Here is a 15,296-nt window from a genome sequence, read left to right on the forward strand (position 1 = left end):
GTGGCGCGCCGCACGCCGGGGCGGGGACGCGTACGCCGCCCGCTTGCGGAGGGAGGCCCGCCGGCTGGCGGACGCCCTGCCGGCGGACGGGTCCGGAGCGCCGCCGACCCCGGCGGACCCGGCGGACCCGGCGGCCCCGGCGGACCTGCCGGACAGTGTGCCGGACGGTGCCGCCGCCGGCCTGGTGGTGGCGCTGGCCTTCCCCGAGCGGGTGGCGCGCTCGCGCGGCGGGCGAACGTACCTGATGGCCTCCGGGACGCGGGCGGAACTCGCCCCGGGCTCCGGGCTGCGCGACGCCCCCTGGCTGGCCGTGGCCGTCGCGGACCGGCCGGTGGGGGCGGCCTCGGCGCGGGTGCGGCTGGCCGCCGCGGTCGACGAGGACACCGCGCGCCGGGCCGCCGGGGCGCTGTACGCCCGGGCCGAGGAGGTCCTCTGGTCCGCCGGGCGCCGCGACGTCGTCGCCCGGCGGGTGGAGCGGCTGGGCGCCGTGGAGCTGGCCTCCGCCCCGCTGGAGGAGCCCGATCCGGCGCTGGTGCGGGCGGCGCTGCTGGAGGGGCTGCGGCGCGAGGGCCCGGAACTGCTGCACTGGACTCCCCAGGCACGCTCCCTGCGGCAGCGGCTGGCCTTCCTCCACCGGGAGCTGGGCGAGCCGTGGCCGGACGTCTCGGACGGGGCGCTGCTGGCGCGGGCGGAGGAGTGGCTGGGCCCGGTGCTGGACGCCGCGCGCCGCCGGGCCGACCTGGAGCGGGCGGACGCCGGGCGGCTGCTGACCGCCCTGCTGCCGTGGGCGACGGGGGAGGCCGCCCGGCTGGAGGAGCTGGCGCCGGAGCGGATCGAGGTGCCCTCCGGGTCGCGGATCCGGGTGGACTACGGCGGCGAGCGGCCGGTGCTCGCGGTCAAGCTGCAGGAGCTGTTCGGCTGGCGCCAGGCGCCGCGCCTGGCGGGCGGGCGGGTTCCGCTGCTGGTGCACCTGCTGTCGCCCGCGGGGCGGCCCGCCGCCGTGACGGCGGACCTGGCGTCGTTCTGGCGCGACGGCTACCGCGCGGTGCGGGCCGAGCTGCGCGGCCGCTACCCCCGGCACCCCTGGCCCGAGGATCCGACGACCGCGGAGCCGACCCGGCGCACGGCCGCCGCGGCGCGCCGGGCGGACCGGGACGGCTGACGCGCGCCGGCCCCTGCCGCCCACCGGTGGCGGTGGGCGGCAGGGGCCGGTCGGCGGGTACGGGTCCGCGGGTGCGGGGCGGGCGGCGGGTCAGCCGGCTCCGCCCGGCCGCCCCACCAGACCGGAGACGGTCTCGCTGGCGGACGGGGCGGGGACCGGCTCCTTCCCGCCGTCCTCGTTCTCCGGGTCTTCCGGGTCCTCCGGTCCGCAGGGGGTGTCCGGCTCCTCGGTCCCGCCCGTCCCGGTGGGCGTGGGCGTCGGGGTGGGCGAGGCGGTGGGCGAACCGGTCCCGGTGGGCGAGGGCGAGGCGGTGTCCGTCGGGGTGCCCGTCGGAGTGCCTGTCGGGGTGCCCGTGGGGCAGGTGGGGGTCGGGCTGGGCGAGGTGGTGGGCGAGCCGGATCCGGTGGGCGAGGGCGAGGCGGTGGGGGTGCCGGACCTGGTCGGCCCGGGGCCCACGCTGCCGGTCGCCGAGGCGGTCGGGTGCGGCGAGGCGCTCCCGCCGGAGCCGGGCTCCCCGCCCTTGCCGCCCTTGCCGCCGGGCCTGTCCGACGGGCGGGAGGTGGGGTCGGCGGTCGGCTCGGTGGACGGCCTCGCGGGCCGGGACTCGTTGCCCGCGCCGGGGCTCTCGGGCAGCACGCCCTCGCCGTCGGGGACCTCGTGGACGCCCTTGCGGTAGAACTCCAGCCAGGACAGCACGGTCCGCAGGTACTCCCGGGAGTGGTTGTAGCTGAGGATGGCCCGTTCCAGGTCGCCCCGGTCCGACAGGTCCTTGCCGCCCGCGCACAGGTAGCGTCCCGCGGCGAGCGCGGCGTCGTAGATGTTGTTGGGGTCCTCGCGGCCGTCGCCGTTTCCGTCCGCGCCCCAGGTGGCCCAGGTGGAGGGGATGAACTGCATGGGCCCCACGGCCCGGTCGTAGCGGCCGTCGCCGTCGTAGGCGCCGCCGTCGGTGTCCGAGATGTGCGCGAATCCGACGCCGTTGAGGGCGGGGCCCAGGATCGGGCTGAGGGTGGTGCCCTCGGCGTCCACCGCGCCGCCGCGGGCCTGCCCGGACTCCACCTTGCCTATCGCGGCCAGCAGTTGCCAGGGGAGGTTGCAGCCGGGCTGCTCGCCGTTCACCGTTCTCTCCGCCTTCTTGTAGGCGGCCAGGACGGTGGCGGGTATGCCCGCCTCGGCGGGGCCGGTGGCGCCCGGCAGGTCGTTGGACGAGCCGGGCTTGTCCGGCTTGACCAGGGGCGGAAGCTCGGTGTGGTAGGGGGAGTTGCCGTCGGCGGGCAGGTCGGACAGCGGTGGTGAGGCGGTGGCGTCCCTGCCGCCGGGCTGGACGAGATCCATGCCGGGCCCCTGTGACGCGGTGAGCGCGGCCATCGCCGCCGCCGCGATCGCGGTGCTGGTCACGCTCCTGCGGACCCTGCCCCCGAGACGAGCCGCCATCTGCCAGACCCCTCCACACTGCCGTCTTGTGGTGTCGCGCAGTCCGTGCGCCCTGCGCTCGCTGCCTGCTCCGTGTGTTCCCGTGCGCGCCCCGCGCGTGGGGCGCCGGCCGCCCTGCTCCCCCGGCGAGCGGCAACGGTGGTGACATTACGGCAAGTTGGGCACCCGATCCACCGCATCCCGGCACGGGGATGCGATGGACACGGCCGCTCCACCGGACGTTCACCGCCGGCTCCACCGACTCCACCGCCGGGCCGCCCGGACGGCTGCCCCGCCGACCGGGCGGCACGCGGCCGGCGGCGGGGCGGCCCCGGTGCGGGCCGGGCTCAGTGGGCGGCGCTCTCCCAGTTCTCGCCGGAGCCGACGGACACGTCCAGCGGGGCCCGCAGCTCGACGGCCCCGGCCATCTCCCGGCGCACCAGCTCCTCCACCTCCGCCCGCTCGCCCGGGGCGACCTCCAGCACGATCTCGTCGTGCACCTGGAGCAGCATCCTGGAGCGCAGCTTCGCCTCGGTCAGCGCCCTGTCCACCTTCAGCATCGCGATCTTCACGATGTCCGCGGCGGTGCCCTGGATCGGGGCGTTGAGCGCCATCCGCTCGGCCATCTCGCGGCGCTGGCGGTTGTCGCTGTTGAGGTCGGGCAGGTAGCGGCGGCGGCCGAGGATGGTCTGGGTGTAGCCGGTGGCCCGCGCCTCCTCCACCACCCGGTGGAGGTAGTCGCGCACCCCGCCGAAGCGCTCGAAGTAGGCGTCCATCAGCCTGCGCGCCTCGTCGGCCGTGATGCCGAGCTGCTGCGACAGGCCGAAGGCCGACAGCCCGTAGGCCAGCCCGTACGACATCGCCTTGATCTTGCGGCGCATCTCCGGGTCCACCTGCTCCTTGGGCACGCCGAAGACCTGGGAGGCGGCCGTGGTGTGCAGGTCCTCGCCGGAGGTGAAGGCCTCGATCAGGCCCTCGTCCTCCGACAGGTGGGCCATCACCCGCAGCTCGATCTGGCTGTAGTCGGCCGTCAGCAGCGACTCGTAGCCCTCGCCGACCACGAAGCCCCGGCGGATGGCCCGGCCCTCGTCGGTGCGCACCGGGATGTTCTGCAGGTTGGGGTCGGCCGATGACAACCGCCCCGTCGCGGCCACCGTCTGGTTGAAGGTGGTGTGGATGCGGCCGTCGGCGGCGATCGTCTTGATCAGCCCCTCGACGGTGGTGCGCAGCTTGGACTGCTCGCGGTAGCGCAGCATGATCACCGGCAGTTCGTGCTCGGTCTGCGCCGCCAGCCACGCCAGCGCGTCCGCGTCGGTGGTGTAGCCCGTCTTGGTCCGCTTCGTCTTCGGCAGGCCCAGCTCGCCGAAGAGCACCTCCTGCAACTGCTTGGGCGAGCCGAGGTTGAACTCGTGGCCCACCGAGGCGTGCGCCTCCCGCACCGCCTGCTGGACGGCCGCGGCGAACTGCTGCTCCATGCGCTCCAGCCACGCCCGGTCCGCGGCGATGCCCGCGCGCTCCATGCGCGCCAGCAGCGCGGAGGTCGGCAGCTCCAGGTCCGTCAGCAGGTCGGCCGCGCCCACCTCCGCCAGCCGCCCGGCCAGCGCGTCGCCCAGGTCGAGGATGGTGCGGGCCCGGCCCATCAGGGCGTCCGCCTCCGCCTCCTCGTCGGCGCCCAGGGCGAGCTGCCCGCTGCTCTCGGCGGTGCGGGCCAGCTCCCGGCCCAGGAACTCCACCGACAGCGCGTCCAGCGCGAAGGAGCGGCGGCCCGGCTGCACCAGGTAGGCCGCGAGCGCGGTGTCCATCGTCACGCCGCCGAACCGCCAGCCGTGCTCGGCGAAGACCCGCATCGCCGCCTTGGCGTCGTGCACGACCTTCGGCCGGCCCTCGTCGGCGGCCCAGGCGGCGAACGCCTTCTCGTCGGCCTCGTCGAGCTGGGTGGGGTCGAACCACACGGCCGGGCCCGCGGCCGAGGCCAGGGCGATCTCGGTGACGCTGCCCGCGCCGAGCCGCCAGGTGTCGACGGTGGCCACGCCCAGCGGACCGGAGCCGGGCGCGGCGTGCTCGGCCAGCCAGGGGGCCAGCTCGCCGGCGCCGAGGATCGCCCCGTCGATCTCCACGCCGTCCGCCGGGGCGGCCTCCTCCCCGGCCGCGCCCGGGTCCACGGCGTACAGCCGGTCGCGGAAGCCGGTGTTGCGGAACTCCAGCGCGTCCAGCACCACCTCCAGCGCCTTGCGGTCGTACGGCGCCCTCGCCAGGTCCGCCGGGGAGGCCGGCAGCTCCACGTCGCACACCAGCGCCGTCAGCCGCCGGTTGAGCCGGACGGAGTCCAGGTGCTCGCGCAGCTTCTCCCCGACCTTGCCCTTGACCTCGCCGGCGCGCTCCAGCAGCTCCTCCAGGGAGCCGAACTGCCTGATCCACTTGGCGGCGGTCTTCTCCCCCACGCCGGGGATGCCGGGCAGGTTGTCCGACGGGTCGCCGCGCAGCGCGGCGAAGTCCGGGTACTGCCGGGGCGTCAGGCCGTACTTCTCCTCCACCTTCTCGGGGGTGAAGCGCGTCAGCTCCGACACCCCGCGGGTGGGGTACAGCACCGTGACCGCGTCGCTCACGAGCTGGAAGGAGTCGCGGTCGCCGGTGACGATCGACACCTGGAAGCCCTCGGCCTCCGCCCGGGTGGCCAGGGTGGCGATGATGTCGTCCGCCTCGTAGCCCTCCACCGCGAACCGCCGCACGTTCATCGCGTCCAGCAGCTCGCCGATCAGCTCGACCTGCCCCTTGAAGCTGTCCGGGGTCTTGGTGCGGTTCGCCTTGTAGTCGGCGAACTCCTCCGAGCGCCAGGTCGTGCGGGAGACGTCGAAGGCCACCGCCAGGTGCGTGGGCTCCTCGTCACGGAGCGTGTTCGCCAGCATCGAGGCGAAGCCGTAGACGGCGTTCGTCGGCTGGCCCGTGGTGGTGGAGAAGTTCTCCTCGGGCAGCGCGAAGAACGCCCGGTAGGCGAGGGAGTGCCCGTCCAGCAGGAGCAGGCGCTTCGCGGACGGCGCGGGCGGTGGTGCGGTCGCTGTCGATGCTTTGTTGGCCACCCCCCGATCCTGCCACGCACCACCGACAATCCCCGCCCCGAGGTCCCGCGGACCGGTGTCGCACGCCGGTGCCGCGTGGCAGGATCGTCGGTCATGAAGCGCAAGCCGCCCCAGGCCGATCCCGTCCAGGACGCCCCCGAGGTCGGCGCCCCGCGGCGCTCCGCCGCCGGGCTGCCCGCCGTCGTCAACTCCCTGCGCGTGGCACGGCGGCAGATGGGGGTCCGGCGCACCGCCCTGACCCTGCTGAACGTCAACCAGGACGGCGGCTTCGACTGCCCCGGCTGCGCCTGGCCCGAGCCGGAGCGGCGGCACACCGCGGAGTTCTGCGAGAACGGCGCCAAGGCCGTCGCCGAGGAGGCCACCCTGCGGCGGGTCACCCCCGCCTTCTTCGCCGAGCACCCCGTGGCCGAGCTGGCCACCCGCTCCGGGTACTGGCTGGGCCGGCAGGGGCGGCTCACGCAGCCGATGTACCTGGCCGAGGACGCCGAGCGGTACGAGCCGGTGAGCTGGGAGCGGGCCTTCGACATCATCGCCGACGAGCTGCGGGCCCTGGACTCCCCCGACGAGGCCGTCTTCTACACCTCCGGCCGCACCGGCAACGAGGCCGCCTTCCTCTACCAGCTCCTCGCCCGCTCCTTCGGCACCAACAACCTGCCCGACTGCTCCAACCTGTGCCACGAGTCGTCCGGCGCGGCGCTGACCGAAACCCTCGGCGTCGGCAAGGGCAGCGTGCTGCTGGAGGACCTCCACCGCGCCGACCTGATCATCGTCGCCGGGCAGAACCCGGGCACCAACCACCCGCGGATGCTCTCCGCGCTGGAGCGGGCCAAGGCCGGCGGCGCGAGGATCATCACGGTCAACCCCCTGCCCGAGGCCGGCCTGGGGCGGTTCGACAACCCGCAGACCCTGCGCGGCCTGGCCGGCCGCGGCACGCCGCTGACCGACCTGTTCCTGCAGATCCGCATCGGCGGCGACCAGGCCCTCTTCCGCGAGCTGTGCCGCCGCGTGCTCCAGGCCGAGGGCGGGGTGGACGAGGCGTTCGTCCGCGAGCACACCCACGGGTTCGAGGAGTTCGCCGCCGCCGCCCGCGCCACCGACCCCGAGGAGGTGCTGCGCGCCACCGGGCTCGCCCCGGCCGACATCGACCGCGCCGCCGAACTGGTCCTCGCCTCACGGCGCACCGTCGTGTGCTGGGCCATGGGCCTGACCCAGCACAAGCACGCCGTGCCCACCATCCGCGAGATCGTCAACCTGCTGCTGCTGCGCGGCGCCATCGGCCGCCCCGGCGCCGGGGTCTGCCCGGTGCGCGGCCACAGCAACGTCCAGGGCGACCGCACCATGGGCATCGTCGAGCGGCCCACCGCGGCCCTGCTGGACGCCCTGGAGCGGGAGTTCGGCATCCCCATGCCGCGCGAGCACGGCCTGGACGTCGTCCGCGCCATCCGCGCCCTGCGCGACGGGAAGGCGAAGGTGTTCATCGCCCTGGGCGGCAACTTCGTCGCCGCCTCCCCCGACACCGAGGTCACCGAGGCCGCGATGCGCCGGGCCCGGCTGACCGTGCACGTGTCCACCAAGCTCAACCGCTCCCACTGCGTCACCGGCGCCCGCGCCCTGATCCTGCCCACCCTCGGCCGCACCGAGCGCGACGTCCAGGCGTCCGGGGAGCAGTTCGTCACCGTCGAGGACTCCATGGGCATGGTCCACGCCTCGCGCGGTCGGCTGGCCCCGGCCAGCGGGCACCTGCTGTCCGAGCCCGCCATCGTCTGCCGCCTGGCCCGCCGCGTCCTGGGCGAGGACCACCCCGTCCCCTGGGAGGAGTTCGAGGCCGACTACGCCGCCGTCCGCGACCGCATCGCCCGCGTCATCCCCGGCTTCGAGGACTTCAACGCCCGCGTCGCCCGCCCCGGCGGCTTCGCCCTCCCCCACGCCCCGCGCGACGAGCGGCGCTTCCCCACCGCCACCGGCAAGGCCAACTTCACCGCCGCGCCCCTGGAGTGGCCGCGCGTCCCGCCCGGCCGCCTGCTGCTGCAGACCCTGCGCTCCCACGACCAGTACAACACCACGATCTACGGCCTCGACGACCGCTACCGCGGCATCAAGGGGGGCCGCCGCGTGGTGCTCGTCCACCCCGAGGACGCCGCCGGACTGGGCCTGCCCGACGGCTCGTACGCCGACCTCACCAGCGAGTGGACCGACGGCCGCGAGCGCACCGCGCCGGGCTTCCGCGTCGTCCACTACCCCACCGCCCGCGGCTGCGCCGCCGCCTACTACCCCGAGACCAACGTCCTGGTCCCCCTCGACGCCACCGCCGACGTCAGCAACACCCCGGCCAGCAAGTCCGTGGTGATCCGCCTCACTCCGGCGGCGGTACCCGGCAGCCCCTCTGGTAAGACGGTGTAGCACACACCCGTGTGGAGCACACCCGTCCACCCACCGGGTCCGGCGCCCGCGCCGGACCGGCACGACGATCGGAGCCAGGCGTCCATGGGCGAGCCGACCAGCACCACCTTCCCGCAGGAGATCATCGACCAGTGGGCCGGGCTCGGCATCGACCTGCCGACCCTGTTCTCCGCCGGGCACCTGGGCGAACGCATGGGCCTGAAGATCCTCCAGGCCTCCCCGGAGAAGGTCGTCGGCACCCTCCCCGTCGAGGGCAACACCCAGCCCTACGGGCTGCTGCACGGCGGTGCCTCCGCCGTCCTGGCCGAGACCCTCGGCTCGGTCGGCGCCATGCTCCACGGCGGCCCCGGCAGGATCGCCGTCGGGGTGGACCTCAACTGCACCCACCACCGCGGGCTGCGCTCCGGCACGATCACCGGTACCGCCACCCCCGTCCACCTCGGCCGGACCACCGCCACGTACGAGATCGCCGTCACCGACGAGCGGGGCCGCCGCGTGTGCTCCGCCCGCCTCACCTGCCTGCTGCGCGACGCCCCGGAGGGGGCGCAGTAACCCGCGGCCCGCGCGGAGCCCCCCGAAACGCACGGCGGCGGTGCCGCGGCGGAACGGATCCGCCGCGGCACCGCCGCACGGGACGGAGGAGGCCGCCTACGCGGCGCCCTCGCCCAGATAGGCCGCCCGCACCCGGGGATCGGACAGCAGCGCGGACGCCTCGCCCTCCATCACCACCGCCCCCGTCTCCAGCACGTACCCGCGGTCCGCCAGCTGGAGCGCCTGCGAGGCGTTCTGCTCCACCAGCAGCACCGTGGTGCCCTGCTCGTTGATCTCCTTGATGATGTCGAAGATCTGCTGCACGATCAGCGGCGCCAGACCCATCGACGGCTCGTCCAGCAGCAGGATCTCCGGCCTGCCCATCAGCGCGCGGCCGATCGCCAGCATCTGCTGCTCACCGCCGGAGAGCGTCCCGCCGAGCTGCTCCTTGCGCTCCCCCAGCCGGGGGAACAGCGTGAACACCCGCTCCATGTCCTCCCGGTCCACGGACTTGAACCGGTACGCCCCCATCTGGAGGTTCTCCCGGACCGTCATCCGCGGGAAGACCCGCCGCCCCTCGGGGACGTGCCCGATGCCGAACCGGACCAGGTCGTGCGACTTGATGCCGTCGACCCGCTCCCCGTGCAGCAGCACCTGCCCCCCGCGCGGGGCGATCATCCCGGACGCCGTGCGCAGCGTGGTCGACTTCCCCGCGCCGTTGGCGCCCAGCAGGGCCACCACCTCGCCGCGGCGGACCGTCAGGTTGACGCCCTTGAGGGCCTCGATCGCACCGTAGAACACGTGGAGGTCACGGAGTTCGAGCACCACCGGAGAGGTCGTCTCGCCGCGCTCCGGCTCCTTCTTCACCTGCATGGTGCCGCTCACTCGCGTCCCTCCGTGTCCCGTGCCTGCGCACCCGGCCCGTCGGCGCCCGTACCGGGGCCGTCTCCGGCCTCGGCGACCACCTCCGCCACCGCGGCCTCGTCCTCCTCGGTCACGGACCCCAGGTACGCCTCGATCACCGCCGGGTCCCGCTGCACCTCCGACGGGGACCCCTCGGCGATCTTCCTGCCGAAGTTGAGCACCATCACCCGGTCCGCCACCGACATCACCAGCCGCATGTCGTGCTCGATCAGCAGCACGCTCACGCCCAGCTCGGTGTTGATCCGCCGGATCAGCTCCTCCAGCTCCAGCTTCTCCGTCGGGTTGGTGCCCGCCGCCGGCTCGTCCAGCAGCAGCACCTCCGGATCGGTCGCCAGCGCCCGCGCGATCTCCAGCCGCCGCTGGTCGCCGTAGCTCAGCGACCCCGCCAGCTCGTTGATCTTGTCCAGCAGGCCGACGAACGACAGCACCTCGTGCGCCCGGCGGTCACTGGCCTGCTCCGCCTTCCGCGCACCCGGCAGCCCCAGCATGATCGACACCGGGCCGGCCTTCAGCCGCGTCTCCGCCGCGATCTTGACGTTCTCCAGCGCCGTCAGCGCGCCGAACAACCGGATGTTCTGGAAGGTGCGCGCCAGCCCCAGCCGGCTCACCACGTGCGGCTTGCACCCCAGCAGCGAGTGCTCCCCGCCGCCCCGCGGCCGGAAGGTGATCCGCCCCTCCTGCGGGACGTACGCGCCGGTCAGCGAGTTGAACAGCGACGTCTTGCCCGCGCCGTTCGGCCCGATCACCGCCAGCACCTCACCGCGCCGCATCCGCAGCTCGACGTCGTTCAGGCTGGTCAGACCGCCGAACCGCAGCGTCACGCCCGACGTCTCCAGCACCACGTCGCCCGGGCCGGAGTCCGCCGCCGGCACCCGGTCCGTCTTCGTCACCTCGGTGGTCACTGCTGCCTGCCTTCCGCCGGGCCGGTCGCGTCGGCTCCGCCGATCCCCGCCTCCGCCATCTTCAGCTCGCGCTTGCGGCGGCGGGAGGGCAGCACACCCTGCGGCCGGTAGATCATCATGATGACGAGCAGGGCGCCCAGGTACATGTAGCGGTCCTTGGGGTCCACCCACTCCCGCAGGTACTCCGGCAGCCACACCAGGAACGCGGCGCCGAACAGCACCCCGGGGATCGACCCCATGCCGCCGAAGATGACGTAGGCCAGCACCAGGACCGACAGCAGGATGACGAAGTTCTCCGGGTTGATGTACCCCACCTTGCTCGCGTACGCCACACCCGCCACACCGGAGGTCGACGCGCCGATCGCGAACGCCATCAGCTTGTACCGCACCGTGTCGACGCCCGTGGCCGCCGCGGCCACCTCGTCCTCCCGGATCGCGGTCCAGGCCCGGCCCACCTTGGAGTGCTCCAGCCGCAGGAACAGGAAGATCGCCAGCACGATGAACCCGATCAGCAGCCAGTAGTACGGCATCGGGTCCAGCTTCCACTCGTAGGCGAAGAAGCCCAGGTCGATGCTGAACCGCTCGACCTTGACGCCCCGCGCGCCCTCCGTCACGCCCTCGGCGTTCTTCGCCATCAGGTAGACGATCTCGTGGAAGCCGAGCGTCACGATCGCCAGGTAGTCACCGCGCAGCCGCAGCGTCGGCGCCCCCAGGATCACCCCCGCCACCAGGCAGGTCGCCACCGCGATCGGCAGCACCAGGAAGTTGTTCAGCACCACCGGCGGCTGGACCGGCAGCGCCCCCGTCCAGTACGCCGCGCTGTACGCGCCGATGGCGAAGAACGCGATGAACCCCAGGTCGAGCAGGCCCGCCCAGCCGATCACCACGTTCAGGCCGATCGCCAGCAGCACGAAGATCGCGATCTGGTCCACCAGCACCTGCTGCCAGTAGCGCTCCACCCCCAGCGGACCGAACACCGCCAGCGCCAGCAGGGCCACCAGCACACCGGCCCGCACCTGCTTCGACGCCCACAGCTCCCGCACCTTGCCCAGCGGGCCGGCCGCGGCCTTCTTCGACTTCTCCGCCGCCCCGGCCGTCTGCTCGGCCAGGAACTCGCGCACCGCCCAGACGGCCACCGCGATCCCCACCCAGATCCACAGACCGGGCCCGGTGAAGTCCTCCCGCAGCGCGAAGAACAGGTCCCGGGTGGTGCCCTCCTCGCCCGTCATCAGCGTGAGGGTCACCGCCAGCGCCAGCAGCATGCCCAGCCGCTGCCAGCGCGGCTCCTGGTACCAGTGCACCTTCCGCAGCCGGGCCGCCTCCGACGGCGCCACCGAGCCCGCCGGGGCCGTCGCCGGGGTCGAGGTCTTCACGCTCATGCCGTCCTCCCCAGACGCTCACCGAGAATGCCGGTCGGACGGACCATCAGCACCAGCACCAGCACCACGAAGGCCCCGACGTAACGCCAGTCGTCACCCCACAGGCCCACCGTCATGGTCTCCACCACGCCCAGCACCAGGCCGCCGAGCATCGCGCCGCGCACGTTGCCGATGCCGCCCAGCACCGCCGCCGCGAACGCCGTGATGCCGGGCAGGAAGCCCATCTGGTACCACACCTGGCTGTTGGTCCCGAAGAGGAAGCCGGCCGCACCGCCGAGCAGACCGCCGAGCACGAACGTCCGGGACACCACCTTGTCGATGTCCACGCCCATCAGCGCCGCGACCTCCGGGTCCTGCGCCACCGCGCGGATGCCCGAGCCCATCTTGGTGCGGCTCACCACGTAGTCCAGGAGCACCATCATCGCGACCGCCGACACCAGGATCAGCACCTGCGTGATGGTCAGCTCCACCCCCAGGACCGACACCACCCGCTTGTTCTCGTACATCGACGGCATCGGCAGCGGATTGCGGCCGAACAGCTTGCCCGCCAGGTTGTACAGGAAGAACGAGGCACCGATCGCGGTGATCAGGAACACCAGGCGGGGCGCGTTGCGCCTGCGCAGCGGCCGGTACGCCACGCGTTCCAGCACGAAGGCGACCGCGGCGCCCAGCGCCGCACCCGCCAGCATGCCGATCACCACGTAGCCGGCCGAACTCAGCCCCGAGGGCGTCGCCTCGGGAATCAGGGCGGTCAGGGCCAGCAGGCCCCCGTAACCACCGAACATGAAAACCTCGCTGTGCGCGAAGTTCAGAAGCTGGAGCACGCCGTAGACCAGCGTGTAGCCAATGGCGATGACGGCGTAAAGACTGCCGAGCACCACCCCTAGGACGAGGAAGTCCCAGAACTCACTGAGGGACATCGAACTGTCTTCCTTGTGGGAATGCGCCGCCGGGCCATGCGATCGGCACCGGGAACAGGCGGCAGGAGGATCACGGAGACGGACGCGCGTCCGGAAATGAGGAGCGTCCGCCGGATGTCACCGGCCGGCGCGGCGATTTCGGGCGCGCCGCGCCGACCGGCCGGAAGCGTCAGCCGGCTCAGCCCGCGGCCAGCTCGTCGATGTTGCCCTGGTACTCGATGGCGTCGCCCTTGACCCGGTACAGGTAAACGGTCTTGTTGGTGAACTCGCCCTTGTCGTCGAAGGAGAACTCCTTCGTCAGGCCCTTGTACTTCACCCCGCGCAGCGCCTCCAGCAGCGCCTCGCGCTCCACGCCGCCGTCCTCGTGGAGCTTCTTGATCTCCTCGATGATCATCTTGGCGACGTCGTACGACTCTGCCGAGTACGTACCCGGGGCCTGGTTGTACTCCTTCTCGTACTCCGTGGCGAACTTCTTCGTCGCCTCCTCCTTGGAGGCGTCCGTGCACGCACAGGTCAGGTACCAGCCGTCCGACGCCGCGCCCGCCAGCTCGATGAACTGCGCGTCGTTGGTGCCGTCACCCGACATCGCCGCCCCGTCGTAGCCCGCTTCCTTGAGCTTCTTCGCGAACGGCCCCGCGTCCTGGTAGTAGCCCGCGTAGATCAGGGCGTCCGGCTTGTTCTTCACCACGTTCTTCGCCGCGGCGCTGTAGTCCGGCGTCTTCTGCGGAACGCTCTGGCGCACCACGGTGACGCCCGCGGCCTTCAGGTCCTTCTCGGCCACGTCCCCCAGGCCGATGCCGTAGTCGGTCTTGTCGTCGACCACCACGACCTTCTTGGCCTTGAGCTCGGTGGAGATGAACTTCGCCATGCCGGAGCCCTGGGCGCTGTCGTTCGGCACCGCCCGCAGGAACGTCTGGTACCCCTTGGTCGTCAGGTCCGGGCGCGTGGCCGACGACGACACCGTGACCAGGCTGGCCGCCCCGTACACCTCGGCGGCGGTGTCCGCCGGGCCCGAGAACGCCGGGCCGATCACCGCGACGACGTCCTGGTCGTCGATGGCCTTCTGCGCGGCGGCCGTCGCCTTGTCCGGCAGACCCTGGTCGTCCACCGGCATGTACTCGACCTCGAAACCGAGATCGTCCGAGGCATTCGCCTGCTCGATGGCGAGCTTGATGCCGTTCTCCATGTTCTGGCCGAGCTGGACGTTGTCGCCGGAGAGCGGGCCCTGGAAAGCGATTTTGTACGTGTCGCCGCTTCCGCTGTCTCCTCCACCGCAGCCGGTGAGCGCAAGCGCGCCAATGGCCACCGGAATGGCCAGCTTGACGATGGTCTTGTTGAGCACGTGAAACCCCCTGGAGCCCGCTCAGATCACGACGATCGCCGTACTGTTTCGGCGTCGCGGTCCGCACGTACGTACGTGCGGTGTGGCCCGGAATCTATTGCCCCTGAAGCTGGCCAGATAGGTGAGAGCAGCAGATGTGATCTCCCTGTGACCTGCGCCATGCGCCGGAAACAGAACACTCCTTACCGGAGACCGGACAGATAGGGAAAGATCATCAGAGGCCGGACCCGGCCCGCACCCGTCCGTCCCGGCCCAACTCCCCCACCGGTCCCCCCACTTGCGACCGCACATCCACGGGCCGCCGCACCGCCGCCCCCACTCCCCCGCCCGATTCCCAGCTCACCCGGCCCGTCCGCGGCCCCGCCGGCGGACCCCGCCCCTTTGCACCTCGCCGCCGGCAACCCACCGGCGGCGGACACGCCGACCCGGCCGACCCACGGGCTGCCGCCCCCGTACGACCGCCGCCCCACGAGCCCCGGGCGCCACAGCGGCCCCATCCGCTACACGGCCGCTACGGCCGCGCACGGCCGCCCTGCGGCGGCCGCTGGGCGTCACCGCTGCTGCTTCTTCTCCTCGGCGTCCTGGATCACGGCCTCCGCCACCTGCCGCATCGACAGCCGCCGGTCCATCGAGGTCTTCTGGATCCACCGGAACGCGGCGGGCTCGGTCAGCCCGTACTGCGTCTGCAGCAGCCCCTTGGCCCGGTCCACCAGCTTCCGCGTCTCCAGCCGCTGCGTGAGGTCGGCGACCTCCTGGGTCAGCACCTTCATCTCGTTGAACCGCGACACCGCCATCTCGATCGCCGGCACGACGTCGCTCTTGCTGAAGGGCTTCACCAGGTACGCCATCGCCCCCGCGTCGCGCGCCCGCTCCACCAGCTCGCGCTGCGAGAACGCGGTCAGCATCAGCACCGGGGCGATGCTCTCCCCGGCGATCCTCTCGGCCGCCGAGATCCCGTCGAGCACGGGCATCTTCACGTCCAGGATCACCAGGTCCGGCCGGTGCTCCCGCGCCAGGTCCACGGCGGTCTGCCCGTCCCCCGCCTCCCCGACGACGGTGTAGCCCTCCTCCTCCAGCATCTCCTTGAGGTCCAGCCGGATCAGCGCCTCGTCCTCGGCGATGACGACCCGCGTCGTCTCCGGCGGAACGTGCGCCCGCTCGCCGGCGCCGTCGCCGTTGTCGCCGTTGTCGGTGCTGATGGGCTCGGGGATGTCCGCGGTGCTCACTGGGCTCCTCGTCTTCCGGCCAG

11 protein-coding genes are annotated in these 15,296 nt (G+C 73.1%); 3 read left to right on the forward strand and 8 right to left on the reverse strand.

Going from position 1 to position 15,296, the window contains the following annotated elements; genetic code table 11:
- On the forward strand, positions 1 to 1,162 hold a 1,162-nt coding region (locus tag VE546_RS21630; RefSeq protein WP_324924893.1), incomplete at its 5' end, for an ATP-dependent helicase C-terminal domain-containing protein.
- A gap of 90 nt (positions 1,163 to 1,252) precedes the next feature.
- Here the strand turns inward: VE546_RS21630 and VE546_RS21635 are convergent.
- Positions 1,253 to 2,593 carry a lytic transglycosylase domain-containing protein gene (locus VE546_RS21635; RefSeq protein WP_324924895.1) on the reverse strand — a complete coding sequence of 447 codons (1,341 nt, stop codon included), beginning with the start codon at positions 2,591 to 2,593 and terminating at the stop codon, positions 1,253 to 1,255.
- A 326-nt stretch (positions 2,594 to 2,919) separates the two neighbouring features.
- A complete protein-coding gene (gene polA / locus VE546_RS21640; protein WP_324924897.1) occupies positions 2,920 to 5,649 on the reverse strand; it encodes a DNA polymerase I in 2,730 nt (909 codons plus the stop codon).
- Positions 5,650 to 5,742: 93 nt separating this feature from the next.
- Here polA and VE546_RS21645 point away from each other — a divergent pair, with 93 nt between their 5' ends.
- Positions 5,743 to 8,049 carry an FdhF/YdeP family oxidoreductase gene (locus VE546_RS21645; protein ID WP_324924899.1) on the forward strand — a complete coding sequence of 769 codons (2,307 nt, stop codon included), beginning with the start codon at positions 5,743 to 5,745 and terminating at the stop codon, positions 8,047 to 8,049.
- A gap of 84 nt (positions 8,050 to 8,133) precedes the next feature.
- On the forward strand, positions 8,134 to 8,601 hold the full coding sequence (locus VE546_RS21650) for a hotdog fold thioesterase (protein WP_324924901.1): 468 nt from the start codon (positions 8,134 to 8,136) through the stop codon (positions 8,599 to 8,601).
- A gap of 96 nt (positions 8,602 to 8,697) precedes the next feature.
- Here VE546_RS21650 and VE546_RS21655 read toward each other — a convergent pair whose 3' ends face one another.
- From VE546_RS21655 to VE546_RS21680, 6 genes are all read right to left on the reverse strand, one after another.
- On the reverse strand, positions 8,698 to 9,453 hold the full coding sequence (locus tag VE546_RS21655; RefSeq protein WP_324924910.1) for an ABC transporter ATP-binding protein: 756 nt from the start codon (positions 9,451 to 9,453) through the stop codon (positions 8,698 to 8,700).
- 8 nt (positions 9,454 to 9,461) lie between these two features.
- Positions 9,462 to 10,406, reverse strand: coding sequence for an ABC transporter ATP-binding protein (locus VE546_RS21660; protein ID WP_324924903.1), 945 nt, complete (start codon positions 10,404 to 10,406; stop codon positions 9,462 to 9,464).
- Positions 10,403 to 11,785: a branched-chain amino acid ABC transporter permease gene (locus VE546_RS21665; RefSeq protein ID WP_324924905.1), complete on the reverse strand. Its 1,383-nt coding sequence runs from the start codon at positions 11,783 to 11,785 to the stop codon at positions 10,403 to 10,405. Before VE546_RS21665 ends, VE546_RS21660 begins: the two co-directional genes overlap by 4 nt.
- Entirely contained in the window at positions 11,782 to 12,705 is a 924-nt protein-coding gene (locus VE546_RS21670; RefSeq protein WP_324924907.1) for a branched-chain amino acid ABC transporter permease, read from the reverse strand. The genes VE546_RS21665 and VE546_RS21670 overlap by 4 nt, the downstream gene beginning before the upstream one ends.
- 178 nt (positions 12,706 to 12,883) lie before the next feature.
- Positions 12,884 to 14,047, reverse strand: a complete 1,164-nt coding sequence (locus tag VE546_RS21675) for a branched-chain amino acid ABC transporter substrate-binding protein (protein WP_324924908.1) — start codon at positions 14,045 to 14,047, stop codon at positions 12,884 to 12,886.
- A 551-nt stretch (positions 14,048 to 14,598) separates the two neighbouring features.
- On the reverse strand, positions 14,599 to 15,246 hold the full coding sequence (locus VE546_RS21680; protein WP_324924912.1) for an ANTAR domain-containing response regulator: 648 nt from the start codon (positions 15,244 to 15,246) through the stop codon (positions 14,599 to 14,601).
- Positions 15,247 to 15,296: the final 50 nt, after the last annotated feature.

Origin of the sequence: Streptomyces sp. (genome assembly GCF_035644915.1) — a bacterium.
Taxonomy (GTDB): domain Bacteria; phylum Actinomycetota; class Actinomycetes; order Streptomycetales; family Streptomycetaceae; genus Streptomyces.

What these genes read in the sequence shown, in the direction of transcription:
- VE546_RS21635 (WP_324924895.1), bottom strand. Translation starts at nt 2,593, where the DNA reads ATGGCGGCTCGTCTCGGGGGCAGGGTCCGCAGGAGCGTGACCAGCACC.
- VE546_RS21645 (WP_324924899.1), top strand. Translation starts at nt 5,743, where the DNA reads ATGAAGCGCAAGCCGCCCCAGGCCGATCCCGTCCAGGACGCCCCCGAG.
- VE546_RS21650 (WP_324924901.1), top strand. Translation starts at nt 8,134, where the DNA reads ATGGGCGAGCCGACCAGCACCACCTTCCCGCAGGAGATCATCGACCAG.
- VE546_RS21655 (WP_324924910.1), bottom strand. Translation starts at nt 9,453, where the DNA reads ATGCAGGTGAAGAAGGAGCCGGAGCGCGGCGAGACGACCTCTCCGGTG.
- VE546_RS21665 (WP_324924905.1), bottom strand. Translation starts at nt 11,785, where the DNA reads ATGAGCGTGAAGACCTCGACCCCGGCGACGGCCCCGGCGGGCTCGGTG.
- VE546_RS21670 (WP_324924907.1), bottom strand. Translation starts at nt 12,705, where the DNA reads ATGTCCCTCAGTGAGTTCTGGGACTTCCTCGTCCTAGGGGTGGTGCTC.